This is a genomic window from Cytobacillus oceanisediminis 2691, from assembly GCF_000294775.2.
Taxonomy (GTDB): domain Bacteria; phylum Bacillota; class Bacilli; order Bacillales; family Cytobacillaceae; genus Cytobacillus; species Cytobacillus pseudoceanisediminis.
In genome coordinates, this window is the sequence record NZ_CP015506.1 from 4,617,392 (window position 1) to 4,643,650 (window position 26,259).

Annotated in this window: 26 protein-coding genes; all 26 read right to left on the reverse strand. The window is 36.2% G+C overall.

What is annotated here, in order from left to right; genetic code table 11:
- Positions 1-3: 3 nt before the first annotated feature.
- On the reverse strand, positions 4-1,416 hold the full coding sequence (locus A361_RS23195; protein WP_019383214.1) for a hypothetical protein: 1,413 nt from the start codon (positions 1,414-1,416) through the stop codon (positions 4-6).
- Positions 1,401-2,465, reverse strand: coding sequence for a glycosyltransferase family 2 protein (locus tag A361_RS23200; RefSeq protein WP_019383213.1), 1,065 nt, complete (start codon positions 2,463-2,465; stop codon positions 1,401-1,403). The genes A361_RS23195 and A361_RS23200 overlap by 16 nt, the downstream gene beginning before the upstream one ends.
- 27 nt (positions 2,466-2,492) lie before the next feature.
- Positions 2,493-2,846, reverse strand: a complete 354-nt coding sequence (locus tag A361_RS23205) for an XRE family transcriptional regulator (protein ID WP_019383212.1) — start codon at positions 2,844-2,846, stop codon at positions 2,493-2,495.
- A 103-nt stretch (positions 2,847-2,949) separates the two neighbouring features.
- Positions 2,950-4,113 (reverse strand): DegT/DnrJ/EryC1/StrS family aminotransferase, encoded by a 1,164-nt coding sequence (locus tag A361_RS23210; protein WP_019383211.1) that lies wholly within the window; start codon positions 4,111-4,113, stop codon positions 2,950-2,952.
- Positions 4,114-4,758, reverse strand: coding sequence for an acetyltransferase (locus A361_RS23215; RefSeq protein ID WP_019383210.1), 645 nt, complete (start codon positions 4,756-4,758; stop codon positions 4,114-4,116). It lies immediately after the preceding gene.
- Positions 4,755-5,369 (reverse strand): sugar transferase, encoded by a 615-nt coding sequence (locus A361_RS23220; protein WP_019383209.1) that lies wholly within the window; start codon positions 5,367-5,369, stop codon positions 4,755-4,757. The genes A361_RS23215 and A361_RS23220 overlap by 4 nt, the downstream gene beginning before the upstream one ends.
- Positions 5,370-5,372: 3 nt before the next feature.
- Positions 5,373-5,540 (reverse strand): hypothetical protein, encoded by a 168-nt coding sequence (locus A361_RS30050; RefSeq protein WP_019383208.1) that lies wholly within the window; start codon positions 5,538-5,540, stop codon positions 5,373-5,375.
- Between the two features lie 9 nt (positions 5,541-5,549).
- A complete protein-coding gene (gene galE, locus A361_RS23225) occupies positions 5,550-6,641 on the reverse strand; it encodes a UDP-glucose 4-epimerase GalE (RefSeq protein ID WP_019383207.1) in 1,092 nt (363 codons plus the stop codon).
- A 17-nt stretch (positions 6,642-6,658) separates the two neighbouring features.
- Positions 6,659-7,858: a glycosyltransferase gene (locus A361_RS23230; RefSeq protein ID WP_026041830.1), complete on the reverse strand. Its 1,200-nt coding sequence runs from the start codon at positions 7,856-7,858 to the stop codon at positions 6,659-6,661.
- Positions 7,855-9,021 (reverse strand): glycosyltransferase family 1 protein, encoded by a 1,167-nt coding sequence (locus tag A361_RS23235; RefSeq protein WP_019383205.1) that lies wholly within the window; start codon positions 9,019-9,021, stop codon positions 7,855-7,857. The genes A361_RS23230 and A361_RS23235 overlap by 4 nt, the downstream gene beginning before the upstream one ends.
- 19 nt (positions 9,022-9,040) lie before the next feature.
- The gene (locus A361_RS23240; RefSeq protein WP_019383204.1) at positions 9,041-10,120 is read right to left on the reverse strand and encodes an EpsG family protein; all 1,080 of its coding nucleotides are present in this window, start codon (positions 10,118-10,120) and stop codon (positions 9,041-9,043) included.
- Positions 10,121-10,163: 43 nt separating this feature from the next.
- Positions 10,164-11,054, reverse strand: a complete 891-nt coding sequence (locus tag A361_RS23245) for a glycosyltransferase family 2 protein (protein ID WP_019383203.1) — start codon at positions 11,052-11,054, stop codon at positions 10,164-10,166.
- A 5-nt stretch (positions 11,055-11,059) separates the two neighbouring features.
- Complete coding sequence (locus A361_RS23250; RefSeq protein ID WP_019383202.1) at positions 11,060-12,169, reverse strand: glycosyltransferase family 1 protein; 1,110 nt, start codon at positions 12,167-12,169, stop codon at positions 11,060-11,062.
- Positions 12,154-13,305 (reverse strand): glycosyltransferase family 4 protein, encoded by a 1,152-nt coding sequence (locus tag A361_RS23255; protein WP_026041829.1) that lies wholly within the window; start codon positions 13,303-13,305, stop codon positions 12,154-12,156. Before A361_RS23255 ends, A361_RS23250 begins: the two co-directional genes overlap by 16 nt.
- Before the next feature lie 10 nt (positions 13,306-13,315).
- Complete coding sequence (gene galU / locus A361_RS23260; RefSeq protein ID WP_019383200.1) at positions 13,316-14,197, reverse strand: UTP--glucose-1-phosphate uridylyltransferase GalU; 882 nt, start codon at positions 14,195-14,197, stop codon at positions 13,316-13,318.
- Positions 14,198-14,213: 16 nt separating this feature from the next.
- Entirely contained in the window at positions 14,214-16,043 is a 1,830-nt protein-coding gene (locus tag A361_RS23265) for a polysaccharide biosynthesis protein (protein WP_019383199.1), read from the reverse strand.
- Positions 16,044-16,492: 449 nt separating this feature from the next.
- On the reverse strand, positions 16,493-17,155 hold the full coding sequence (locus A361_RS23270) for a CpsD/CapB family tyrosine-protein kinase (protein WP_019383196.1): 663 nt from the start codon (positions 17,153-17,155) through the stop codon (positions 16,493-16,495).
- Positions 17,142-17,867 carry a YveK family protein gene (locus A361_RS23275; RefSeq protein ID WP_019383195.1) on the reverse strand — a complete coding sequence of 242 codons (726 nt, stop codon included), beginning with the start codon at positions 17,865-17,867 and terminating at the stop codon, positions 17,142-17,144. The genes A361_RS23270 and A361_RS23275 overlap by 14 nt, the downstream gene beginning before the upstream one ends.
- Positions 17,868-18,047: 180 nt before the next feature.
- On the reverse strand, positions 18,048-19,841 hold the full coding sequence (locus tag A361_RS23280; protein WP_019383194.1) for an ABC transporter ATP-binding protein: 1,794 nt from the start codon (positions 19,839-19,841) through the stop codon (positions 18,048-18,050).
- Positions 19,842-19,852: 11 nt separating this feature from the next.
- On the reverse strand, positions 19,853-21,031 hold the full coding sequence (locus tag A361_RS23285; protein ID WP_019383193.1) for a nucleotidyltransferase family protein: 1,179 nt from the start codon (positions 21,029-21,031) through the stop codon (positions 19,853-19,855).
- A gap of 13 nt (positions 21,032-21,044) precedes the next feature.
- Positions 21,045-21,497: a lasso peptide biosynthesis B2 protein gene (locus tag A361_RS23290; protein ID WP_019383192.1), complete on the reverse strand. Its 453-nt coding sequence runs from the start codon at positions 21,495-21,497 to the stop codon at positions 21,045-21,047.
- Positions 21,498-21,533: 36 nt separating this feature from the next.
- A complete protein-coding gene (locus A361_RS23295) occupies positions 21,534-21,827 on the reverse strand; it encodes a lasso peptide biosynthesis PqqD family chaperone (RefSeq protein ID WP_019383191.1) in 294 nt (97 codons plus the stop codon).
- 7 nt (positions 21,828-21,834) lie between these two features.
- Positions 21,835-22,758 carry a hypothetical protein gene (locus tag A361_RS23300; protein WP_019383190.1) on the reverse strand — a complete coding sequence of 308 codons (924 nt, stop codon included), beginning with the start codon at positions 22,756-22,758 and terminating at the stop codon, positions 21,835-21,837.
- A 271-nt stretch (positions 22,759-23,029) separates the two neighbouring features.
- Entirely contained in the window at positions 23,030-23,212 is a 183-nt protein-coding gene (locus tag A361_RS23305; RefSeq protein ID WP_019383189.1) for a hypothetical protein, read from the reverse strand.
- A gap of 962 nt (positions 23,213-24,174) precedes the next feature.
- Entirely contained in the window at positions 24,175-24,300 is a 126-nt protein-coding gene (locus tag A361_RS30055) for a paeninodin family lasso peptide (RefSeq protein ID WP_019383188.1), read from the reverse strand.
- Positions 24,301-24,314: 14 nt separating this feature from the next.
- Positions 24,315-26,258, reverse strand: a complete 1,944-nt coding sequence (locus tag A361_RS23310; protein WP_019383187.1) for an asparagine synthase-related protein — start codon at positions 26,256-26,258, stop codon at positions 24,315-24,317.
- Position 26,259 lies beyond the last annotated feature (1 nt).

The following is a 26,259-nucleotide window of genomic DNA, read 5'->3' on the forward strand; positions in this document are numbered from 1 at the left end:
TTTTCACCACCTCTTTATTACTTGTAAAGATTTCATTCGAAAAGCACCAAATTTTAAACGAAGTATTTTGCTCTTTTTTATTAGGTTGTATTTTATCATCTCTTTATCAAAGCTATATAGTGATTTACCAATACTTTCTAGAAGAACAGCGAACCAATCTACATAATTATTGCTATCTTTTTTAATTTTCTTTGCAATTTTTAGAGTTGCAACTTTCATCCCCTGATAATAAAAATGATTCTCTGGATTATAAATAATATCATCAATGCTTTCTTCATAAGCTGAATTTAAACTTTTATGAAAGCCCCTTTTCAGTAAATTGTGAATTGCGTCACAGTTATGAGTTTCACTATAGATATAAACTAATTTAATAGAATCATTTACTCCGTAAGTGGTCTTAACTGCATCTGAGACTAAACAGAAATTATCACTTTTTTTTTGTCCATTAAGAATATTTTTGTATTGTTCAAAAGCATCTTCAAACAATTGATTCCTAATGGGACAAGCATTATTTAAAAAATGAATAGTATTTCTGTTTAGAAAAACTTGAGCAAGCCTAATAGTTTCTTCTTGAGAATTACTTAAACTCATACCTACTTCACTTTGAATCACTTCCATTAGTCTCCTATAACCTATATCATCATTAGTTTCAAAAATAAAAACATGAAGTAAATTACTTTCCCTATACTCTTCTTGGGGATATACCCCTAATTCCTTTTCTTTCCAATATTGACTTAGTAGATTACTTATTCCTTTTTTATTTAGATCAACTTCTTTCTCATAGAAAACATTCCCATATTTTCGCAATAATTCTTTTACCTCTTCTTTAACATAAGTTGAATTCGGAAATACTGTCACAATGAAAGTATTCCTTTTTAACTTGCAATATTCATATGCAATAGCGTCACACCATTTTGGAAGAAGCCCTCTGCTCTTAAAGAATTCGTAATTATAATTAACATCACCTTGCTCTAGTCTTACAACTTTCACCTTTTGGTTATAAAGTAAAGCAGCTGTTAAACGGTGGGCACCATCTAGTGGAGAATTATTCTTACTAATAGGTATTAAAGATATACTGTCGTTATATCCATTTTCTTTAACTGATTCTAATGTAACATCGAAAGACTTTATGAAAGCGTTGATCCCTTTTTTCCCGGACCCGTCATCTTCATCGTACTGATTAAAAACCCACAAATGGTTATCATAAATTTCTTTCCCCCAGGTACTTTTCAAGTCCTTTTCTTTAAACCATGCATAAATATATTTCGCTACTATATCAAACCTTCTATGATCAATTAACTTCCATGGATCCATTTCTAATACTTCCAGGCTATTCTGGCCTGATAAATTTACTCTGTTTTTATTTAATTTGTGAGTTATAAGCTTGTTTTTTGATAAATCTATGATTTCCTCCATTTTGGCACCCCACTGGTATTTAAGGGTTGGACTCTTTTCATCCCTAGTGGTCGTGGAAGGATATTTAGCCTTCTTAAGACCCTTTTGAATATTAAATAAGAAATATTTAAATATGGATGGAAAATAAAAAGTTTTAATTGCTTCTCCACCTGTTTATCACCTTTCACTGCCATAGTAAATTGAATGTAATTGTTTTTTATATAAGAATAAATTTCATTTTTATGTAACCCTAATTTATCTTTTTTCCAATTCAAAAGTAGAAAGTTGTAATGAATAATACTTGTTCTTAAGATCGTTTTAAGAGATTCATTAATTAATTCGGGGTAATACTGCTCTATAAATTTGTGTCTCACCTTTAACCCTCTTAAAATATCCAAATTCCTTGAAGTGTACATCGCAACAATACTATCCTTTCGCTGTAAATAGTAGTATAGCGGCTGATGCAATATAACATACGTATTTACCCGCTGCATCACTATATGCGCCCAAAACACATCTTCAAACAATACTCCTTTTTTAAAAGGCAGATCTTTGATCAGCTCCGTTTTATAAAGCTTCCCCCAGGCAAAGTTTTTTACTTTTTCATTTTTAACCAACTCGAACATAAGACTCTTATTGTTCAAGATAACAGGCGAATCTTTAATTGAATAATAACGGTTGTCGTATAGCAAATATTCTTCATAGGCATAATAAAAAGCTGATTGTACAACATCAGCTTGATACTTTGTAATTGCATTCATTAACTTTTCAATCATCGCAACTTCTAGCCAATCATCACTATCAACGAACATAGTATAGTTACCTGTTACATGTTCCATTCCGGCATTTCTTGCGTCTGATAACCCTCCGTTTTCCTTGTGAACGGTGATGATCCTGCTGTCTTTGGCTGCATAAGAATCGATCATTTCTCCACAATAATCTGGAGAGCCATCATTCACTAATATAATTTCTAAGTTGGTATAAGTTTGGTTTAGTATACTGTTCACACATCTATTAAGATATTTTTCTACCTTATATACTGGAACCACAACACTTACTTTCTCTGACATATTGGACCGCCTACTTTTTTTGGAAAATCATTTGTTTCCTATATCCTGTTTATTTTGCCATTTGATAAATTCAAGCAGTGTTTTATATTCTTGAATTTGACCTTTATCAATTCCTGAATGCTTTAACTCATTCACAAATTCCACCCATTCCTTGTCAAGTTGGTCAGTTTGGGACTCGTTCGGTTTCTCTGTGTTTAATAATTCCTTAAGCTCAACATCCAAAACCAAAGCCAGCTTTTCCATTACATTTACAGAAGGATTTTTATTCAGATTTCTTTCAATATTGCTCAAATAAGACTTTGCTATTCCTGCCCGGTCTGCAAGCTCTGTTAAGGTTAGACCTCTTCTTCTGCGAATTTCATATATATTTTTTCCTATCATTCTTGATACCTCTTTTATCCCTAGGGTTTGGTTTGGTTTGGTTTGGTTTGGTTTGGTTTGGTTTGGTTTGGTTTGGTTTGGTTTGGTTTGGTTTGGTTTAGGTCTACACCTTTACTTTCATTGTACTTTTAATACATTCAGTTACCCGTAACAGTTCTTCTTCAGATAAATTCGATCCTGAAGGCAGGCATATGCCCGACAGAAATAATTCATCTGACACACTTTGATCTATTTTATGAGAGTAATATTGCACATCTTTAAATAACGGCTGCAGATGCAGTGGTTTCCAAACTGGCCTGGCTTCAATATTTTCATCAGTTAAAGCTTCCAAGAGTGTACTTGATGAGACACCAGCTGCCTGCTCATCTATTGTTAATGCGGTGAGCCAGCGATTTGAGAATGTATTTTTCAGCTCCGGCATAAAATGAAGACCCGGCAGATGAGAAAGCTCTTTATAATATTGGGAGAATATTGATCTTCGGGCAATTACTCTTTCATCTAAAACCCCCATCTGGCCACGGCCAATTCCCGCTAGAATATTGCTCATCCTATAATTGTAGCCAATTTCACTATGCTGATAATGAGGCGCTGGATCTCTTGACTGAGTAGCTAGGAAACGTGCTTTTTTCAAAGACTCTGCATCATTTGAAATGAGCATTCCTCCACCTGATGTAGTGATAATTTTATTCCCGTTAAATGAAAAAATCCCGTATTTCCCAAAAGTTCCACTAAGCTTTCCTTTATAGCTCGAACCAAGGGATTCAGCAGCATCTTCAATTATGGGGACATCGTAACTATGACAGATAGCTAGAATCTCATCCATCTTCGCGCTCTGCCCGTATAAATTGACAACAATCACTGCTTTTGGCAGCCTTCTTTCTCTGACTGCCTCGACAAATGCTCTTTCAAGCGCTTCCGGGGACATGTTCCAGGTTTCCGGCTCCGAGTCAATAAAGACAGGCTCTGCTCCTTGATATAAAATCGGATTGGCACTCGCTACAAATGTAAGTGAAGAACAAAAGACAGTATCACCTTTTTTTACATCTAATAAAGAAAGAGCCAAATGAATAGCGGCTGTTCCTGAACTTACAGCTACTGCTTCATTGGCTCCTGTATACTGAGCTATTTCTTTTTCAAAAGCATCTACATTAGGTCCAAGCGGCGCGATCCAATTAGTGTCGATCGCTTCCTGGATATACTTAATCTCATTGCCGGATAAATGAGGCGGCGAAAGGTAAATTCGGCTTTTATTTGATGTATGGATCATTTATACACCTTCAATCACTTGTTTTGTTTTCACTATAGCTGGAACTCCTACAGCGGTAGAATGGGAAGGGATATTACTGATAACAGTTGCTCCTGCCCCAATAACTGACCATTCTCCAATTGCCATCCCTGGAATAATGGTTGCTCCAGCACCAACATGTACGCCATCCTCGATATGAACAGTCCCAGTTAATGTTGCTTTTGGAGAAATATGAACAAAATCTCCCAGCCTATTGTCATGTTCTACAATAGCACCGGTGTTAATAATGGTATGGGCACCAATATGGGCACCAGCATTAATGACCGAACCAGCCATTATAACTGTACCGTGCTCTATTTTTGCTCGTTGGCTAATGATAGCAGCGGGATGGATAAGTGTTGCATATTTCTCTTTAGAAAGATGGAGACTTTCAGAAATTAAACTTCGAACCTTGTTATTTCCAATTGCTATTACGAATTTCAATTCTCCGAAGAGATCTATTAGTGTAATGGCAGATAAAATGGGGCCATAAAAAATTTCCTGTTTCATGTGTAATTCTTCATATTTATCATCCAGATAGGCAACAATTTTATGGTTGTGATTTAACGAAATAAGGTCCTCAATAACTTTGCTATGTCCGCCTTGGCCAATTATGGCTAATTTCATCCATTTCCCTCTTTCAAAGAAGACTTTGAACCTTTAAAACTTTCCATAGTCGCATTTCCTGGCTGATTAACCCCTTCAGAATTGATGACTTTTTTAATGGTTAATATCAATATCTTTAGATCCAGCAGCAGGTTTCGGTTGTTTACATACCACACATCATGCTCAAACTTTTCCTCCCAGCTTAATGCGTTGCGTCCGTTCACTTGAGCCCAGCCGGTTATACCAGGCCTGACAATGTGACGCTTCGCTTGCTCTGATGTGTATAATGGCAGATATTCCATTAATAGTGGACGGGGACCGACCAAACTAAGATCTCCTTTGATAACGTTTATAAGCTGAGGCAGCTCATCCAGGCTGTATCTTCTTAAAAATTCCCCAAATGAGGTCAGCCTGATGTGATCGGGGAGCAAATGACCCTTGTCATTTCTTTCCTCTGTCATACTTCGGAATTTATATAAATAAAAAGGTTTGCCGTTTAACCCCGGTCTTTCTTGTTTGAACAGGATTGGACTGCCTAATTTCATTTTTATTAATAATCCACATGCTAAAATTACTGGAAAAAAAATTATAAGCAGCAGAGTAGATGCAGAAAGATCAAACATCCTTTTCAAAGTCTACAACTCCCAAGTGTTTTCTGGTGTTCCAATAAAGATGCGAATTCTATCTTGTATTTCATCCAAAACTTCTTCCGTTTTGATGTACTCTGATTGATTTACCTTTTTATAAACATCTTCCAGTAATTCCTTTAGCTGCTCCTGCGAAATTTTTCTGGATAAGCTCATTACTACTCCTCACTTTACTAATCTTTCTATAGAAAAATCCTCGCTTTTAGTAATTAAGCGAGGATTTTCTCCCAATTCCATTTTATTTTTTGTTTCGTATCCATTAGGATTACAGAATTGCCATCTCCAGGAATCCTTACACATCTCTTCAATTCCCTTTTCTGCCCTCCATCCTAGTTCATGATAAGCTTTAGCAGGGTCTGCATAACAAATGGCGACATCACCAGGTCGTGGGTCAGTAATTTTATAAGATATATTGACACCAGAAGCCTCTTCAAAAGCTCTAACCATTTCCAACACACTATAGCCATTTCCAGTTCCAAGATTATAGGCCTCAATTCCAGTTGAAGCTGCCACTTTTTCAAGCGCCTTTAAATGCCCCTTTGCAAGATCAACCACATGAATATAATCTCTTATTCCAGTTCCATCTTTAGTCTGATAGCCGCTCCCATAGACACTCAATTCCTTTAGTTTCCCAACTGCTACCTGGGTAATATAAGGCATTAAATTATTGGGAATTCCGTTAGGATCTTCTCCAATCAATCCACTCTCATGGGCACCAATTGGATTAAAATATCTTAAAATGGCAATTTTCCAACTATTATCGGCTCCATATAAATCCCTGAGCATTTCTTCTATCATTAATTTTGTTCGGCCATATGGATTGGTCGCAAACAAAGGTGAATCCTCAATAATCGGTACCTTTTCTGTCATCCCGTAGACTGTTGCAGACGAACTAAAGACCAGATTTTTCACTCCGTACTTTTGCATTACCTTACAAAGAGTTACTGTACTTGTGATGTTATTGTGAAAATATTTAAGCGGTAAGTGAACTGATTCACCTACAGCTTTTAAGCCAGCAAAATGGATAACTGCTTCAATATTATTATTTATGAATATTGTTTCAAGCTTTTTTTCATCAAGCAAATCAATGTTAAAAATCTTAAAAGTCTTCCCCGTTATATCCTGAACTCTCTTCAATGCTTCCGGCTTACTGTTAACAAAGTTATCAACCACTGCAACATCATAACCTGCTTTTAATAGTTCTACACAAGTATGACTGCCGATATAGCCGGCACCGCCAGTGACTAGAATAGTCATTTTACAACCTCCCCACCCTAAGCCTCAATTAGTCTATATAATTTCTCTACTTCTTTTTCATTTCCATAATCTTTTTCTCCAGTATTTGAGATTAGTGTTTCTCTCAGTACTTTGTTATCTATTAATCCTTTAATCCCATTTACTATTCCCTCAATATTTAGTGGAGTGATCAACGCATCAACACCATCTTGGGCCTGGCTTTTTGCCGTTGGAAAGTTGGTTAAAACTACAGGTTTCCCCAAAATCTGTGCTTCACGTATTGTGACTGCCTTCCCTTCATATCTGGATGGCTGAACATAAATATCGCATGCTTTGATGTAAGGATATGGATTAACCTTTTTACCTAATAAGAAAAATCGATTGTGAAGATCTAATTCGTTGATTAAGTTTTTTAACTCAGTTTCAAGAGGGCCATACCCAACCACATGCCATTCAATATCATAACCATCATTAATCAATTTCCTGCAGGCTTTTATGGCATTATCCAATCCTTTTGCATGTGAAAGACGCCCTACTGTCAGAAGAATGGTTCTTCCAGTTGTCTTTATTTCTCCTGGTACATCCTCAGCAGCTTGCTGCCTCACAAATTGGGACGAAAGGATGTTCTCTATGACGGTTGCTTTCTTTGTGCAATCCGGAAAAAGATTTAAAAATGTTTTTGAACACTCCTCCGAAACCGCTACGATATCATCTACCTTTTCCCACATGCGTTTTTCTATTTTGGGATCTAGATAAATATTGGAATAATCTGTATGAATCCATCCAATCCGTTTCTTCGCCTTAACTTTTTGTCCTATAAAGTGATGCGGCCACAGGAATCCTATGGCCGCATCATATTCTTTATTTAATTTTGGCAAAAAAGGATTTGTTAGTTCCCAGCCATACTGAATAGTTAAATATCCTGGTTCATCTACTCTCTTTGCTTTTCCATGTAAGGAGCTAAGCATTTTTGCTAATAGTCGGGAAAAACCAATCGAATAATTCCCTTCTTTCACAATTTGACTTATCGACTTTCTGAATGTAGTATACTGCGGAACTTCAGGCAGCAAGTTGGGGCCTGAAGGAAGAAGGGGAAGAAACTCTCCTTCCTGCTTGAACAGCATAAGATCTACTTCATATCTGCTGTAATCAATATGATTGAGTAAACCTATCAAACTTCTTTCTACACCGCCAATTGCCAAATCAAAAGAAGAAATTAATATTTTTTTCTTCATTATGTAAAACCCCGCCCATTTTTTAAGACATATCCTTTCAATCCATACAAGCCCAGCCAATCATTTAAGCTCTCATGGATATTAAACCCAAGCTTAGTAAAGTTATTTATAATTGCCTGCTTGCTTGGCCTTATTGAATTAACTTTGTCTTTAACCGCATTTACCCAGCTATCCAAATTTCCATCTAAATCAAGGTATTGCACTAACCCCAATCCCATATCAGTACTTTTTGGAACAGAAGAAGAGGCTATGCAAGGAATGCCAGTGCTCTGTGCTTCAAGCATCACAATGCCAAATCCCTCAAAAAGTGAAGGAAAAAAGAAAATATCAAATGATTTCATTAGTCTTGGTATATCAGTCCGCACTCCCAAGAATTTGATATTCTCGCTTAGCCCCATCTTTTCTGCTTTCTCTTCAATCACTTTCCTTAGAGGTCCATCACCTATCAATATGGCTATAAAACTAGGGTCTGTCTCCAGCAGTTTTTTTAAGACTTTTAATATAAAAATGTGATTCTTGGATTCTGAGAATCTGCCGACATGCCCTATTACTTTAGCATCCTCCGGTAATTGTAATTCCTCTAGAACCTGAATTCGAGAACTATTATCGATATTGGTATACTCATTTACATTGATCCCATTTTTCAGGATTTGAACTACTGATACATTTTTCTCTCCAAATAAAAATTTGGCCGCTTCTTCACTGCAGCTGCAATATTTAGTAGCTGAAAACTTAATCATTGTTTGCAGGACTCTCAAGACTAACATTGCTTTAAAGCTGTTATTTTTTGACCAGTTATTACTATGCGAATGGCAAATCCTTGTGCTTATTCCACATATCTTTGCTGCTAATGCCGGAAACCCGCTTTGATAATCTGTGTGGGCGTGGATTGCAGCATAATTGTTTGCCGACATGACTTTAACCAAACTTTTCATATAATTGATTGGTCCAGCTGTCCCCAGACTGGCGATCCGATATATTCTCCCGCCCATCAATTTAATTTCTTTGTCATAGTCTTCTTCCCCCTCGCTATGCGTAATAAAATCAAATTGAATTTCAGAACGGTCAGTCATTCGATAAATATTCATGATAAGGCTTTCTGCTCCCCCGCGACCCATTGAACTAACAATATGTAAAACTCTTACTGGATTTTTTAACCTATGCATTTCATGCCTCCTTTCTCCTTTAAAGTAATTTATCAAGAAAATCACTTTTATATATAATGTTTAAACTGACAACATTTTCATAATAGAAATATAAAAAATAACAAATTAATAAAGCATAATATACAAACCTCTGTTCTTTCTTACTAAAAAGTTTTACAATCCACGAAATGAGAATTAATTGATACAAACTGAAATAGATTGAAAACCTGGCAAAAATCCAATTTTGTGTTGAAATAATCATAAAAACAAAACCGATTAAAGCCATATTTACTATATAATCTCCACTTGGGAATATTTCCCTAAGCTTATCTCTTCCCAGGTATGCTATCAAAAGAGGTACAGCATCTACTGCAACCCTTATGATATTGGCACCGCCTTCCTGAAAATTAGAATAATGGCCATATTGTGTTTCTTCTATTACTGAAAATAAAATGGATGAAAATTGATCAAAACCAATGACGATTACAATCGAAAAAAACAGGAGAATATACGTGGCTTTGGACCAGGCTTTATATCTCACTAAAAAGTATATGGGTATTAGAACTAATGCACTTTGATGAAAAGTTGAAGCCAGCAGTACAATTAAAAAATACATAATCCAATTTCCATTAATTAAATACTTCGTACCTGTGAAAATTATCGCTGCAGCCAGCACTTGCCGTATTCCATTCATGGATATAAGAAATAATCCGCCTGTAATATATACATAGGTGCTGAGTTCGAATAACCTCGAATACTTTGAGAGAACAGTAATAATAAGGACATTTGTAATAAATGCAGTTGTTAGAATCATAATTTGTGGGTCACCGGTGTACATTTTCAAACACATCTGTAGTATTCCGAAACCGATATCCTTTTGGGAAGCTATATAGTCCCAAGTAAAATCATTTATTTCATAAATATGTTTATAAAAATAAGTATCACCTATGTTTGATCTAAGACCTGAGACAACGATTAGTGAACACAAAACTCCAAAAAGCAAAGCTTTGTTTAGTTTTAATGGAGCAATGATTCCTGCTGCTAACACTGGTTTAGAGAAATATCTTGCTAAGAAAGAACAAATAAAAACGATAGAAAGATTGATCCACAAAAAAGTCATTTCACTTATCCTCTCCAGAAAGATATACCCATTCATTAGTGTGTTAGGTTATAGCTTCTGTTTTTGATTTGATATAGAAATAAAGCAGCATACCAAAAGGAATGGCTAAAAAAGTAAAGATTTTATTCGGAGCTTCAGCTATAAACCTCTTATTATTTATTAATAAGCTGCTGGACACATAATGAATGGCCTGCCTAAACTTGAACGAAAGACTGGCAAATGGGAGCTTCATTAACTCTTTCCGATAAAAGGCGAAACCTTTTGGATTTCTCCGATATTGGTTTAACATATTTAAAGATGAACCATCGGGAAGATATTCTACACAGCATAGTACTTCATTCATAAGCAGCATTTCATATTTTTTATCAAGCATATAATATTTGTAAGCCAGCCCTACATATTTTTCATTCTGGAAAATAGGGTAGGGGAATTGTTTTGTTAAAGCCGTACGGTACACCAGCTTTTTATCTCCTTTAACACCGTGCTTATTATAAAGATCAAACAATGTAGAAGTCTTTATATGATCAGGCATTCTGGTGCCAATGACTTCAAAATCTGTATTTGTATCCAAGCCAATCATCCCGCTTACTTTTTCACTTCCATATTGTTTCCAAAATGAATTAATCTTTTCAACAGCATCATCTGGCATATAATCATCAGAGTCTATGCAGACATTAAGTTCAGTATCAATAAGCTCATAAGCAGTATTATGGGCTCCATGCATTCCCTGGTTTTCCTGCCAAACATATTTGATTTCAATTTCATTTTCCTTTATCCATCCATTTACTAATTGCTGCGTATGATCTGTAGACCCATCATCAATAATAAGCCAGATAAAGTCCTTACTCGTTTGGCGGATTAGACTTTGATAGCATTTATCAAGGCAATAGGCACGGTTATAAGTAGGTGTAAATACAGTTAACTTTTTCTTCATTCTATTCACCCCGCTACCGATAGATAAAAGGCTTCAATTTCAAGTGCAGTTGCGGTTATATCATATCCCTGAGTTTTAAAAGGCTCTCGGAAACTTCTTCTTGAAGTATCGGATAAAGCCATTCTGTCCAGCTTACCTGCCCATAGAGACTTGTCGCTTAAGGAAACGAATTCAACTAAGTTCATCCCCAGATCAACCTCTGGTGAAATCTGATCTGAAATAAGACAAGGTAATCCGGCACCTTGTGCTTCAATTAGCGAAACCGGCAAACCCTCATGTAAAGATGGAAAAACAAATAAATCCACCCCTTGAAGAATCCGGTTAATATCACTTCGTACTCCCAAAAACTTAACCTTATTATCTAGTTGTAAGTCTCTAACTTTATTTTCAATTTCTTTACGCAATGGCCCATCTCCAACCAGCAGCAAAACTGCATTTTCATTAACCTTGCAAAAATCTGCAAATACATCAATAAGAAACGAATGGTTTTTTTGATAAGCAAACCTGCCAACATGACCTAAAACAAAATTATTTTGATTCAGCTTTAACTCTTCCCGTACCTGTTTCCTCATTTCAGAAGAATAAGAGAATTTATCAAATTCTATTCCATTTTTCAAAATCCTGGTAAGTCCGGATTTCTTATTGAATAACCATTTAGCAGCATAATTAGAACATGCAAAAAAACTTGTTGAGTTCGGAATAATGAGTTTCCCTGCCATCCATTTATAGGTCCTTGCAGGCAATCCTCCCTCACTTTGTGTATTGTGGCTATGAGAAATTCGAATAGGTATTCCTGCTTTCTTTGCTGATCTTAAGACGATTCCGCTCATCTTGTCCATATGTGAATGAACAATCTTATAATTTTGATGTCCAGAGAAGAATTGATCCAATTCCTGGATATATTTAAAATGTCCGACTTCCGATACATAAGAAATTCTATGAATCGTCCCGCCCATTTTTATGATTTCATCATCAAAGACACCTGGTTTACATGTCAGGAAATCAAATTGTACCTTGGAACGGTCGATATTGCGGTATAAATTCATAATCAGGGTCTCAGCACCGCCCCGATTCATATTTACCACAACATGTAATACCCTTAATGGACTGCCCACTGAACGTCCCCCATCTCATCCATGAGTTTTGCATACAATACTTTTTGTTCATTTAGAGTTTTATTCAAACTGTATTTTTCTAAAATAATTTTTCGGCTTTGTAAGCCTAACTGCTTCCTTAGGTTATTGCTATTGGCAAGGGTCATAATTCTACCTGCCAGCTCTATATCACTTCTGCCAACTAGCCACCCATTTTTGTCATTTTGCACTAATTCTCTATGTCCTCTGTTATCGACAGCCACAATAGGCAAGCCGCAAGCCATCGCTTCCATTATGTTAACGGGAAGTCCTTCACGCAAACTTGAAGCAACAGCCAAATCACTCATTTTTAATAGCTGTTCCACATCTTTCCTATAACCTAAGAAGTGAACCATATCTTCTACTCCAAGTTTCTTCGCAAGCTGTCTGCAGTCTTCCAATAAAACCCCTTCACCCGCTAAAAGCAGTTTAGCACTGGGAACTTGTTCTTTTATTAATCCCATTGCCTTAATGAGCAACTGCTGATTCTTATTTCGATTAAATTCAGCCGCATAAAACAGCAAAAAAACATCATGACCATAATGATGCTCTGCTCTTAAGACAGATTTGTGAAATCCTTCTATTCGGGAGAATCTTTCTGTATCCACTCCAACACCATGAACATGCTCTATCTGTTTTGCCTTAAATCCATGTTTTACAGCAAGTTGATAATCCTCTTTATTAATCGTAATAAGACAATCAGTCACATGTGACAGCGACCTTTCAATAGGATAATAGATTAGCCAACTTAATAGAGGTGCACCTTTGCAAAAATGGAATCCATGTGCCGTATAAATGACCTTTGTACCGCGCATTCTTGTTGATCTGGCAGCCAGCCTGGCAAGAACCCCCCCCATCGGGGTATGGCAATGGATAATTTTATACTGGTTTTCATCCATAATTGCCTTTAATTGCTTATATGCTCCAATATTTTTCTTATTGAAAGGAGACCTTTGAATAGATAAATTGTATTTTTTATCAGTATAAGGAAGTTCTAATTTCCCCGCAGCTGCGACATGCACCTCCCAGCCTTGTTCCTTGAACCATTTTAGATAAGGCAAGTGAAAAGCACTAAAGTGGTAATCAACCGTTGCACAAAATAACACTCGTTTTCTCATAAGCACCTGCCTATTTGATTAATTGTCTATCAAGAACAGATGATAGATAATCTAATAGATCTTTTCTTAACTCTCCACGCTTCAAGGCAAATTCAATGGTGGTTTGGATAAAGCCCATTTTTTCACCCACATCATATCTGACACCTTCAAAATCATACGCGTAAACCGCTTCATGAACATTTAAACCGGCAATGGCATCTGTTAATTGGATCTCTCCGCCTGCCCCAGGTTTTTGCTCACTTAAAATTTCGAAAATTCTTGGGTTTAGAATATATCTTCCCATAATTGCCAGGTTTGAAGGGGCTTCTTCCTGCCTTGGCTTTTCCACCAGGTTATTAACACTGTAGAAGCGATTCCCAATTTCGTTTCCATCCACAATGCCATATCTGGACACTTCTTCATTTGCAATCGTCTGGACTCCAAGAATCGATGCATTATATCTTTCGTATTGCTCAATCATTTGCTTAAGACATGGCTTTTCCGCTTGCACGATATCATCACCTAACAAAACGGCAAAAGGCTCATTTCCAATGAATTTGCGTGCACACCAAATGGCATGGCCCAAACCTTTTGGCTCCTTTTGGCGTATGTAGTGGATATCGGCCATCTGTGATGACTTCTGCACTTCATTCAATAACTCTAGTTTTCCCTTTTCCAGAAGGTTTTGCTCTAGTTCAAAGGAATGATCAAAGTGATCTTCAATGGCCCTTTTTCCTTTTCCGGTTACAATGATAATATCTTCAATTCCTGCTTCAATGGCTTCCTCTATTATGTATTGAATCGTTGGCTTATCAACGATTGGCAGCATTTCCTTTGGCATGGCTTTCGTAGCAGGCAAGAATCTCGTTCCTAAACCTGCTGCAGGTATTATAGCTTTTCTTACTTTCTTCATATATAATTCACCTTTCTTAACTTGAGATTGATATAACCGGCTCAGGCATTGCTGCTTTGTTGTTTGCCAGATTAATAAGTGTTTCTCTTAAAGCCCCCTTATCAAGGGTATGATAGGTTTGTATGATTTCATCTATATCCTCAAGATAAAGATTTGCCGTTTTTCCAATATAAATGTTTGGATATATTTGCTGATCATGTACTTCCTCGGCTTTAAGCAATTCCTCGAAAAGCTTTTCTCCAGGCCTTATGCCAGTAAACTTTATCCCTATTTCTTCTATAGAATGACCCGATAATTTGATTAAGTTTCTTGCGAGATCTACTATTTTTACTGGATCTCCCATATCCAGCACAAATATTTCCCCTCCCTTAGCTAAAGCACCTGCTTGTATGACTAATCTTGACGCCTCAGGAATGGTCATAAAATAGCGAACCATATCAGGATGTGTAACAGTTACTGGTCCACCTTTTTCGATTTGCTTTTTAAATAAGGGAATGACACTGCCTCGTGATCCCAGGACATTGCCAAAACGGACAGCAACAAATTTTGTCGCACTGGTTTGATCCATATTTTGAACTACCATTTCAGCCAGCCGCTTCGAAGCTCCCATAACACTTGTTGGATTAACAGCTTTATCCGTAGAGACCATGACAAAGGTTTTCACTCCATGCCAGCTGGCCGCTTCAGCGACATTTCTAGTGCCAATAATATTGTTCTTAACCGCTTCTTCAGGATTTCTCTCCATAAGAGGCACATGCTTGTGGGCGGCAGCATGATATACCACATCAGGCTGGTACGTACTCATTACATACATCATTTTTTTTGCGTCCTGCAAATCGGCTATTTCCGTCAAGAACTCGATTGGCAGATGGCTGAATCTCTCTTTTAACTCAAGCTCAATGGAATAGATGCTATTTTCGCCATGCCCCAATAGCACAAGCCTTTGCGGTTTAAATTGTGCTATTTGACGGCAGATTTCAGATCCTATAGAGCCACCAGCCCCTGTCACCAAAACTGTTTTGCCCGTTACATAGTCAGATATAGATTCTATATCCAAATCAACAGGACTCCTTCCCAAAAGGTCTTCAACCTTAACATCCCTGAAAGCACTGACAGATATTTTTCCTGTCACCAGATCCTCCAGCATCGGCAGGATCTGGGTTTTGGCTTTCGTTTTAGCACATTCCTGAAAAATCAAACTTAACTCTTTTCTGCTTAGTGATGGAATGGCGATGATGATGTTTTCAATACCCAATTTCTCCACTGTATCAGGTATTTTCGTTATATCGCCGACAACAGGTAACCCTAGAATATGCAATTGATCCTTTCTGCGGTCATCATCAATAAAAGCAATTGGATGCAATTCAGCTTCATTATTTTTCAATAACTGCCTCGCAACCATTGTGCCGGCTGAACCTGCACCTATTATTAGGGTCCTTTTCTTATTACTATTTTTGATTAAGTAATTATCGCGATAAATTCGCCAGCAAAATCTTGACCCTCCAATAAGAAGCATTTGCAGCAGCCAGGTTACAGCCAGAAGCCTATAGTAGATTTCCTGCAGCAATAGTTGCTGGATCAAGGCTGCTGTCAGGATTGATAAGCTAACAACTTTAAAAATGATGATTAATTCACCGATACTGGCATACTCCCATGCTTTATGATAGATTTTAAATTTAAATGAAAATAAATGATGACTTAATATAATGCCGATGGAGCTAATTAAAACAGGTAAGGTAATCACATAAATGCTGGCATCTACTAAAAACCGTCCCAAGAAAATGGCAGATAGAACAATAAGAGAATCAGCCAAAATAAAGAGTGACAGCCTTTGTCGATACGACATATTTTCCCTCCTTTACATCATTTTCGATTGCATTTATTCAAGCGTTATATTTCTTCGCTGATAGCGTATAACCAGCTTCCTGATCTCTTCCAACTGTTCTCTAATTACATCTTGTTTTATGTATCTGATAGCCTCCTTAGTTGACTTTGGAAATTTATCAATCACTTTAATTCCTGCATCTCCTTTGATAAATAATAAAAATCTTCATAATAGGGTTTAGACCAAACCTTATTATGAAGATTTTTATTAATAATGGGGGCATTCAACCCCTCCTCACATCACACTCTTGACGACTGGCGTCTAAGGTCTCTCAACCCACAGCATGACCGAGTGCCTCCATAGATAACGGCAAGGAGACATCACCACATCAAAGAACGATTTATTCTAAATAACGAACAAGCGCTTAAAAAAATATATGTCAGTTTCCAGCTGAACATACTACTTTTTTACTAGTTTTTCTCATTTAAAATAACTCCTACAATACTTGATCTTGCATACTCTAAGACTTTTCTTGACTCGATAGCACTTTCCATTTTTGTTTTGTCCTTCCTAACAACTAGAACAACACCATTACTTAAATTGGCGAGGATTTTTGTATCAGTTACTTCAAGCACCGGAGGAGAGTCGATTAAAATGATATCATAAAGGGAGCTTACTTTTTGCAGCAGCTGTTTCATCATTTCGGATGCAAGTAATTCAGCAGGGTTAAAAGGGATTGTACCGCTTGTTAGAATATCAAGACTGCCAATTTCAGAAGATATAACGGTTTCTTCAAAACTAACCTTTCCTGTCAGAATATCTGTTAAACCGGTATTATTCGCTGTCTTAAAAATATGATGCACACTTGGGTTTCTTAAACTCCCATCAATAAGGAGAACCTTTTCTTTTTGCTGGGCCATTGAAACGGCAATGTTGGAAGCTGTCGTAGATTTCCCTTCCCATTTTCCTGGTGATGTTATCAGCAAAGTATTGCTTTTTCTCTCTCCGTTAATAAAATAGAGATTTGTTCGTATAGTCCGATATTGCTCAGAAATGATCGATTCAGGGTTCGTATAGGCAATCAAGTTCCGTTTCCTAACGGCAGATTCTGACTTTCTCTTATTTAAAACCAATCGTTTCACCTCTGAACTCTAATTTTGTTTGTCTGTTCTTTCTTTTGTTTACATTCTTTTTATTTATTTTTGAAACGCTTCCCAATACCTGGATGCCGAGTACAGATTCAATATCCTTTTCAGATTTAATCGAATCATCAAGAGAGTCAATTAAGAAGATTAAACCGACCCCTGCAATTATCCCAAAGATGAAAGCTGCAATTATAATTTTATTTTGATTATCTTCATTAATCGGTATCGGGTTTATTTTTGCTTCTGACAAAACTCTCACATCTTCGAATCCCATTATGTTTGGGATTTCTTCAATAAATACTTTGGCAGTTGTATTGGCAATATCCGCTGCTCTTTCAGGATTGGTATCAGTGACAGTGATTTTTACTACTTGGGTATCATCAATACTGTCGACATTAATACTGCCAGCAAGGGAATCCGGGGACCTCTCAAGTTCCAGCTTCCTAATTACTTTATCCAATACTATAGTGTCTTTAATGATTACCTGCAGAGTATTTCGATAACCAGATTCAGCGTTTATAATAATGTTTGTAGAAGTCTCATACAGAAGGACTGTCTTGTTATCATTGCTATAGAACCACCCTGCTGCTGTTGCAATAACAGAAAAAATCATTACAATCCAAAAACGTTTTTTAATTACCATAAACATATCTTTCAAATTAATCTCTTTAGCTACTCTTTGATCTTGAAAATAATCCATAAAAACCACCTTATTGGTAAAATATAATCGTTCTGAATAAAGAACTATTAGATCAAAAAAAATTCTAGATAACAACTTTTATTGGTTTTACACCTGAATTAATAGGAAATTTCCATCATAGCCCTATTTTAGTTCTCTATAAAGAACAAGTCAATACCAATATGCGATATTTCTGAAAAATTATAATGCGGTTTCTATTTGTTTCCCAAGAAGGCTGCTAAACACACCATTATGATCCCTAGCCAACTGGACGAACTCACCCTTCTGAATGATTTCCCCTTTATCGAGAACAATTACCTGATCTGCATTTCTTATGGTTGATAATCGGTGCGCTATAACAATAATCGTCATTTCACCATTTAACCTCTCTAGTGCTTCTTGGATTTTTGTTTCGTTTTCAGTATCCAAGGCACTAGTTGCCTCATCTAACACTAGGATAGCTGGTTTTCTCAATATTGCCCTAGCCAACACAAGGCGCTGTCTTTCTCCGCCGGATAGTCTAATCCCTCTGTCACCTATAAGTGTATCCAGACCTTCAGGTAGTTTGCTTACAAAATCTGCTGCAGCAAACTTCAACGCTTCCCATATCTCTTTCTCTGTAGCATCAGGTTTAATAAATAACAGATTCTCTCTAATGGTTGTATTAAATAAAAACGGCTCCTGAGGAACATAGCTTATAGAATTTCTTAATGCTAATAAGTTATCTTTTGTTAAAGGTTCCCCATCAATAATTAGCATTCCTGCTTCCGGTTGATTAAGACCCATTATTAAATCAATTAAGGTGCTTTTACCGGCTCCTGACTTGCCAACAACGGCAGTCGTTTGGTTTGAAGGAAAGAATGCATTAACATTCTTTAAGGCATAGATATTTTCATTCAGATTATATCTGAACATGACATCTCTGCACTCAATTCCCTTATTTATCGTTAATGGCATTATACTTTTAGATTCCAATTGAACTATCTCTCTGGCTGCGCGTGAATCATTTTTTAAGTTAATAACAGCTTTTAATGCTGGAATGGTTGTTGCGATCTGCTCCAGCCCCGACTGTATTCCAGTCACTCTTGGCCATAACCTCGTAAAAATAATAACAATTAGCATTAGTTGAGCTGATTTGGCATTATATAAGTTTACGGATAAAAAAATGAAAATAGAAATTAGTGCTGAAGATGCTACTTTGTAATAAAACTGTGAAACGGTTTTTAACCTGATATATTCCATTTGTTCCACATACATTCTTTGTGAGATAGACTTAAACCAATCCATTCTGGACTGTTCCAAAGCATTACTTTTAATATCCTTAATTCCGTTAAAATTATCAGTTATACCTGCTAAAAAAATCTTGCCGTTTTCAGAAGTTCTGCTGCCAAGCATGCGTGATCTCTTAATAAATCCTCTGGAGAATAAAGCTAAAATAAACCCACTTACTAATACAAACATAGTAATGGATGGCGACAACATGAAGGCAATACCGATTTGTATAATGGTAAAAATAATTGAGGTAATAAATTGCAAGAAGGTATTTGTTCCCGCACTTACACGGGCTAATTCTGCTGTAATAGTGTTGATCAAGTCTGTTTTTCTTCTTTTAATATAAAATCCCCAGTTAGCTTGAAGTAAGTCTCTATAAATTTCTAACCTTAAATATCGGGCAAATCCATGCTGAATTTTCACATTTTGTATTGTTATATAACGCTGGAGAAGATTTTGAAAAAGGTTAACGAATAAAAAAGATCCAAGGATAACTGAGAGCCCAACCATTGCTGGAATTGTATTCAATAAAGCAATTATACTAGCAAACCAGACATTTTCTCCTTCAAAACTTGCCATCCCGCTATAATTAATAACCGGTATAAGAAGTAAGAGTCCGACTCCATCAAGGAAACTAATTAAAACCATGCCCAAAAGGTTAAGATATAGTTTTTTTCCTGAATAACAGTAAAGTTGCCTAAAAAAATATAAAACTGGTTTCATCTTAAATCCTCCTAAGGTAACGCATGTTTCCTTGTTTTTCTCAAAATCCATAGAAACGGCCGGAGCGGATAATATAAAAGGTGAAGTCTGTTTGGTAAAGGCAGGGTTTCTGCATCTGTATAATACGGGTGAAGCAAACTTAATAAATATACTACTTTTTGCTGAATGCTCATTAATGAAAACAAGTACTTTGCATGGAATTCTGAAATTTCCTTTTGTACCGGGTCAGTATGCAAATTGACCATTCTTTCAAGATAAAATACTGAGTCCTTTGCTAGCTTTATTGAGCGCTGTCCTTTTATTAGCGATTCCATCTTTTTGTTTAAGTGAGAATCCATAAGGTTTGCTGAAAGGACTAGAGATTGCCCTCCAATATGAACACTTTGATACTTTTTGAATAATTCGATTAAGTTTTCCCATTTCAATTCAGTTTTTAACATTTGATGAATATCCATCAGCCAGCGTAGCCTTGACCATCCATGGCGTGCACCATGTGTAACAAGAAAGAAGAATAAATCTTCATTACCAAGATAATAGGAGGGGAATCCAGTAATCGTTGTTTTTCTTTTTCTTTCCCACAATTCATTAAATCCCGGTTCTTTCCCAGGAGCTGGATTAAGTCTCCAATGGATTTCAATTTTAGTATTCTTTATGGGGTGATAATAAGTAAAGTGATGATGTCTCCACTTCCAGTCATTTAATAGAGACTTAATGTATTCATCTTTTTTATATCCGATTCTTTCAAGCAAATGATTAGCTTTATCCAAGTCTTCTATTGGTATAAGAATATCTAAATCACCACATGTTCGTTGTGAAATGTCTCCATATAAATCTACAGCAAGAATGGGGCCTTTTAGAAAAAGGGAACGTATTTTATGCTCTGTAAATACTTTACTGACCTGCTCCATTTCTCCGCATAAGTGAAGCATCTTGAACGTATTTTTCCTAAAGTGCTGTTTCAGACTCTGAAGTATCCATTCAGGAAATAACTTTTTTTCGTTTTTAAGAATCTTTGTATATAATACCGGATAGAGGCGATGGTGAAGAGCTAGCTGGAGAAATGAATCCCAGTTTATCTCATGCAGATAATCTGTGGTAATCTCATCAATCTTTTCCCTTTTTATAATCTCGAGTATTAGCATTAATTCTGGGGGGACTTTTTTAAAATTAATCTCAATTTTTCTACACATATCTTTATCCCTTCTACCGGATTACTTTGGCACGTTTAGCAAACATACTTACTACAGTAAACCTTTCCATCTCTTCTGAACCTGATATATAAAAAGGACCACTTCTCAGCCATGCATGTGCAATCAGTTTGCCTGCTTCATCTCTTGCAGTTCCCAGATAAAGGGTACTATCAACCCCTCTTTTTTCAAGCATCTTCATACCTGCAATAGCCTTGACAAGGCATTGGCTCTCCCAGAAGGTATACCTGCTCATTATATGTATAGCATTTGAGACTTTCTTTATTTGCTCTCTAGTAGAGTCAGTATAATCTTTAGAAGTCTCTGACATATGCTTGCCTAATGAAGGAGCCACTTTAGAAAAAGGAAATATTTTAAGAATACGTGCCCATGCTAACAATAGAAATGCTTCCATCAATAGAAATTTATATTGTCTTTCCATTGATAAAAATGTTATTAATTTATGCATAAATCTTTTAATCCTTTCTCCAATACAATTAGAATACTAGTAATTAATTTTAATCAATTCGTGATCATACAACTGACTTAGAAAGGTCAGAACTTGCTCTTCACATTCCTCCTGGTCAACCTGGTAAATGGATTCTAAAACCGAAATTATTTGTTTTACTTCAATTGTCCCCTTCATTAAATCCCAAATTTCTCCGCCCATTTCACCCAAATTGAAGTACTTCCCTTTCGTAATGCTTAACATTACTTTCTCTCCACCCATATCGCTAACTATAATGCCTTCCCCTTGGGACACTATATTACTTAAAGAGATTTTTTGATTTGTAATCATGTATTCCTCACTCCTTATTTATTTGTTCTAAGATCAAAGAGGTTAAATCATTTGCAGTAAACCGCTCAACTGGTCTCTGAATTTGAAAAAGTTTGATTTGATTCGCTATTTGTGCTGTCAGTTGAAAATGCCAGTCCATAAGACCAAGCCTTGAAATTAAAAAGTTTCTATAAGTATGGTAAAACAAAGTGTGCAAGCGTCCCAATCCTGAAATTAGGCTAATAGAAATTTCATTAATATTTGTTTTTTTCAGCTCAAACACTCCTGCTAAGGGCAATGAGGATGAAGAAAATTGAGAATTGACTGGTATAGCGAACTTTGTTTCTCTATCAAAAATTGGCCTAAAGAAATTTGTCTTCATTCCAAACGCATCCAAGCTTTCCTGCCAAAGCTTTTGCTGCGGATAAGCAGGTGTAACAATTGGGATATTATCACTGGAAAAGTGAACAGGAATAACATCATCACTTAGAAGTTGGTAACCTTTCCTTAGAAAAGCCGAAGCAAGTGTTGATTTACCAGCACCTGAATCTCCTACTATCGCATATGCTTTCCCGTTAATAGCTACAGCACTACCGTGCAAAGGTAGTTTCTTTCTCTGCATTAAAAGTCCACCCATGCAAGTGCCAAGTAAGTAAAGGCGAACGTGATCTAAATCAGAACCTTCCATTCGATCAACTACTATGGTATTTCCGTCTTTGATAAGAAAAATAGCTGTATTAGGTACCTGAAAATAAACCTCATTATTTTCCACTATTAAATAACGGTTAGATTCAGATAAACGCATCCATTTTTCTTTTAAATTGCCTAACTTTATAAAGATGTCAATTTTAGTCTTTTCGTCCGAAATTATAGGTAATTCAGGTAGACAAATATCACTTACTATATTTAAACCGAATGCTTTATAAGCAACCTTGTTTAAAGTATTTAACATAAATCCTCCAAAGTCCCATTTGGAAATTTTAATTTCAAGCTTCCCCATACTACATGATTAAGGTCAGGTTGACCTTATATATTTTCAATTGCTTTATTAACTACTTCTAGATTAAAAATTTCAGACATCATTGAATCTCTTTTATGTGGATAAGTTATCTACAAAACATGACCATTTAGAACTCATCCTATGTATTGTATCTGCACCTTGAATCCCACGAATATTATGATTAAAGCTTACTTTTTCAGGAAGAAATTTTTTGTGGCTCTTCTTAAAAATGATCGTTCCATTCCATTTTCACATACTGTTCTTCTGGTAATGACAACCAAAAATTTATCACACGCAAATCGTTTGTCGGATACCGGTCCCATATTGAGTATGTTAGGGACAATTTAGTTGTTGCAGTTCCGCTTTTATCCAGTAATAAAGCTGGTCTTAATGTTCTTTTCTGCATTGGTTAAGATCCCCTTTAACCCACCTGATTATATGTCCCTCTCTGCTGCAGACTATCATAAACATTAGTTTTCACCTCAAAATCTTCATTAATTTAAGAGGGATGCATAATAATTAATCGTTAACCTCCACGCCCCCCATGAGATTGAGTGATTATCTCTTGAACCATTTAACAATATTTTTACACCTTGACCGTGATCTTTTTCGTTAATGCCTTTAATCAAGAAGGCAATTTTTAAAAAATTTATATGGCATCTCCATTAACAACAGAAAGTTATCTACTTCTACTTCCAGTAAAGGATTCATTCCTTGAAAATTAAAATAATGGTCTTTGATATTTCCTACCTGGTTGATGGTTTCTTTTAAAAAGCCCTCTCATCTGCCAAATAATAATTTGGCGTCCAATCTGTGAAGTTATCTCCTGGTATATATCTGTAAATATATAATTGTTATTTTCATTTTTTAAAGCCTTAGATGCAAAACTGACGACTATTCCTGAATCAAGCCCTCCGCTTAAATTGATCCAACTTTACCATGAGTTTGCAGCTTTTCAGATACAGCAAGATTAAATACATCTCGAAAAGCTTCTTCATATTTGCTGTCTGACATTAACTTTAAGGTGTTTACAGGAACCTAAATTTCAATAACGCTCAAGTGAAATTTTATTTTTAGCTATTATTATCGTATGTGACGCAGCAACCGATTAATATTCTTGCAGACGGTATTGTGTTTGCCCATACTTTCAACCATTGTAGGATTTGCAAGAAACTCCGCAAGCCATTCTTCATTTATTCTTTTTCCCATGTATCCCTGAACATAAGATTATAAAGTTTGCAAAACAGAAACTAGGAGGGATCTTTGTAATTTTCATTTAGGATATTAGAAAAGAATAAAATTAAAGCCCTCATACACATAATTCATATAAGGGCAGATAAATAAAGAAATCTTCTCTTTAATAAATTTTTAACTATAATGTACCGTTTCATCTTGATCTGGCTGTACAGCATCAGGTGTTTTAATTCCAGGTCCTGCCATAGTCATATTAATATTAAGTACCTCTAACTCAGGTTTCTGCCATTGCTTTTTCATGTTACCACCTCCTTTCAATTCATTGTTTTAATAAAACGATAAAAGATCATACTTCTCATAAGGACCTTAAATTCAAATTCAAATGCAAGTTCTGGCTTTGGACCGTTTTTTTTGATAAGACTTATACATTTCTCAATGATACTATTATCCAAATATTCTTTTACAATTGGGTCTTGTTTTAAATGATCAGCTTCACATATAAAATGATCCCATTTGTCCCTCATCCTATGAACTCCATCAGCTCCCTGAACACCTCTGATTTTTAAATTCAGTCTAATATCTTCTGGTAAGTGTTCCTTTGTTGCTCTTCGTATTAATGCTCTATCCAGCCCGTTTTTTACATATTGCTCTTCGGGAACTGCTAAACAATACCGGATGACTCTTAAGTCATTTGTTGGATCTCTTTCGATTACCCCAGAATTTAAAGATAACTTTGTTCCATATGTTCCAGTAGTATTCCAGTAATATAGATTATTAAATTGTTTCTTTCTTACTGCATAGGCACTCGGAATTTTTAGTCCAGTTATATCAACATCATATTCCGCCAATTTTTCAAAGACTCTTGTTTTCCTGGAAAACTCTTTATTAATAAAGAGTGGAAATGGAGATTCTTTGGATTGTTGCAACTTATATAAAAGTGGCATGACTTTTTTATTAACTGCTGACAATATCCTTTGCTTCCTTACTCCACCTAAGTTTTTACTATAAAGATTTAATTCTCTATAGAGTTGCAGCCATTTTACTTTCTTTAACAATAGTGCATAATAATCTAGAATTGGCCCCCAGGAAATAGTCCAATTTCCTCTTTGCCCGTTTAACAATACTCCTATCCCTTTATTTTGGGCTTCCTCATAGATACCTCTTAGCCAGAAAGTATTTTCAAAAAATTTATAAGGCATCTCTAAGTTTTCTAGCCAATAATCTATCTCTAAGTATGGGTTTCTATCACTAAAACTATGAAAATTTGCAGATATATTTCCTACATGTTTAATAGTAGATTCAATTAAGGGTTTTTCATTAGCAATTCTGCTTTTATGTGTCCAATCCACAAAATCATCCACAGGCACATAGCTGAATGTATGCAGCTGTTTTTTTTGTCTTAAAAGGGGTTTAGCAGCAAAACTTACTACAGAGCCAGAATCTAAGCCTCCACTAAGGTGGGCACCTACTTCACGAAAGGTACGCAGTCTATTATTTACCGCCTCTTTAAAAACCTCTTTAAAAGCTTCTTCATATTCTTCATCAGACTTTAATTGCAACTTTCTACTCTCTTCTGGTAAAGTACAATACCTGTGTAAGAGTATTAAATCTCCCTTAATTAAAAGGGAGTGGGAAGGTGGAATCTGAGCAATTCCTTTATATACACTAGAGAAAGGGTCTACAGAGTCAAACATTCCTGGGTTAGCCAAAAACTCAGCCAGCCACATCTCATTCAATTCCTTCTTAACCCCAGGCAACGAAAACAACGGCTGAATTGTTGTACCAAACCCAAACCTCTGATTATCCCTAAAATAATAAAGCGTCCGAGCCCCAGAAAAATCCCGCGCACCAAACATCTTCCGCTCTTTCTCATCCCAAATCATAAAGGCAAAGTCACCAACCAAAAACTTTGGAGATTCCTCTCCCCATTTGTGGTAGGCAAGTAAAATTAGCTGGCTGTCTGTTATCTTCTTTCGGTCTTCCCGGTCTATTTGGAGTCTTTCGAAGAGTTCTTCACGGTTGTCGATGATGGCGTCTGCTGTGATGGCTAGCTGTCTTTGGTAGTCATAGAATGGCAGCTGTTCGCCGATAGATTCGGGTGTGATCCATTGGGCGTGGCAGCCTAGGAAGATGCTTTCCTTCTGCCAGGTTTGTATATCATCTACAGGAAATTTTTCGAAAGCCTTCATCATTCCGCTGCTTTGCTCGATAGAAACCGGTTCTCCGTTTAGGTTGTAGATACCAGCGATTGCACTCATT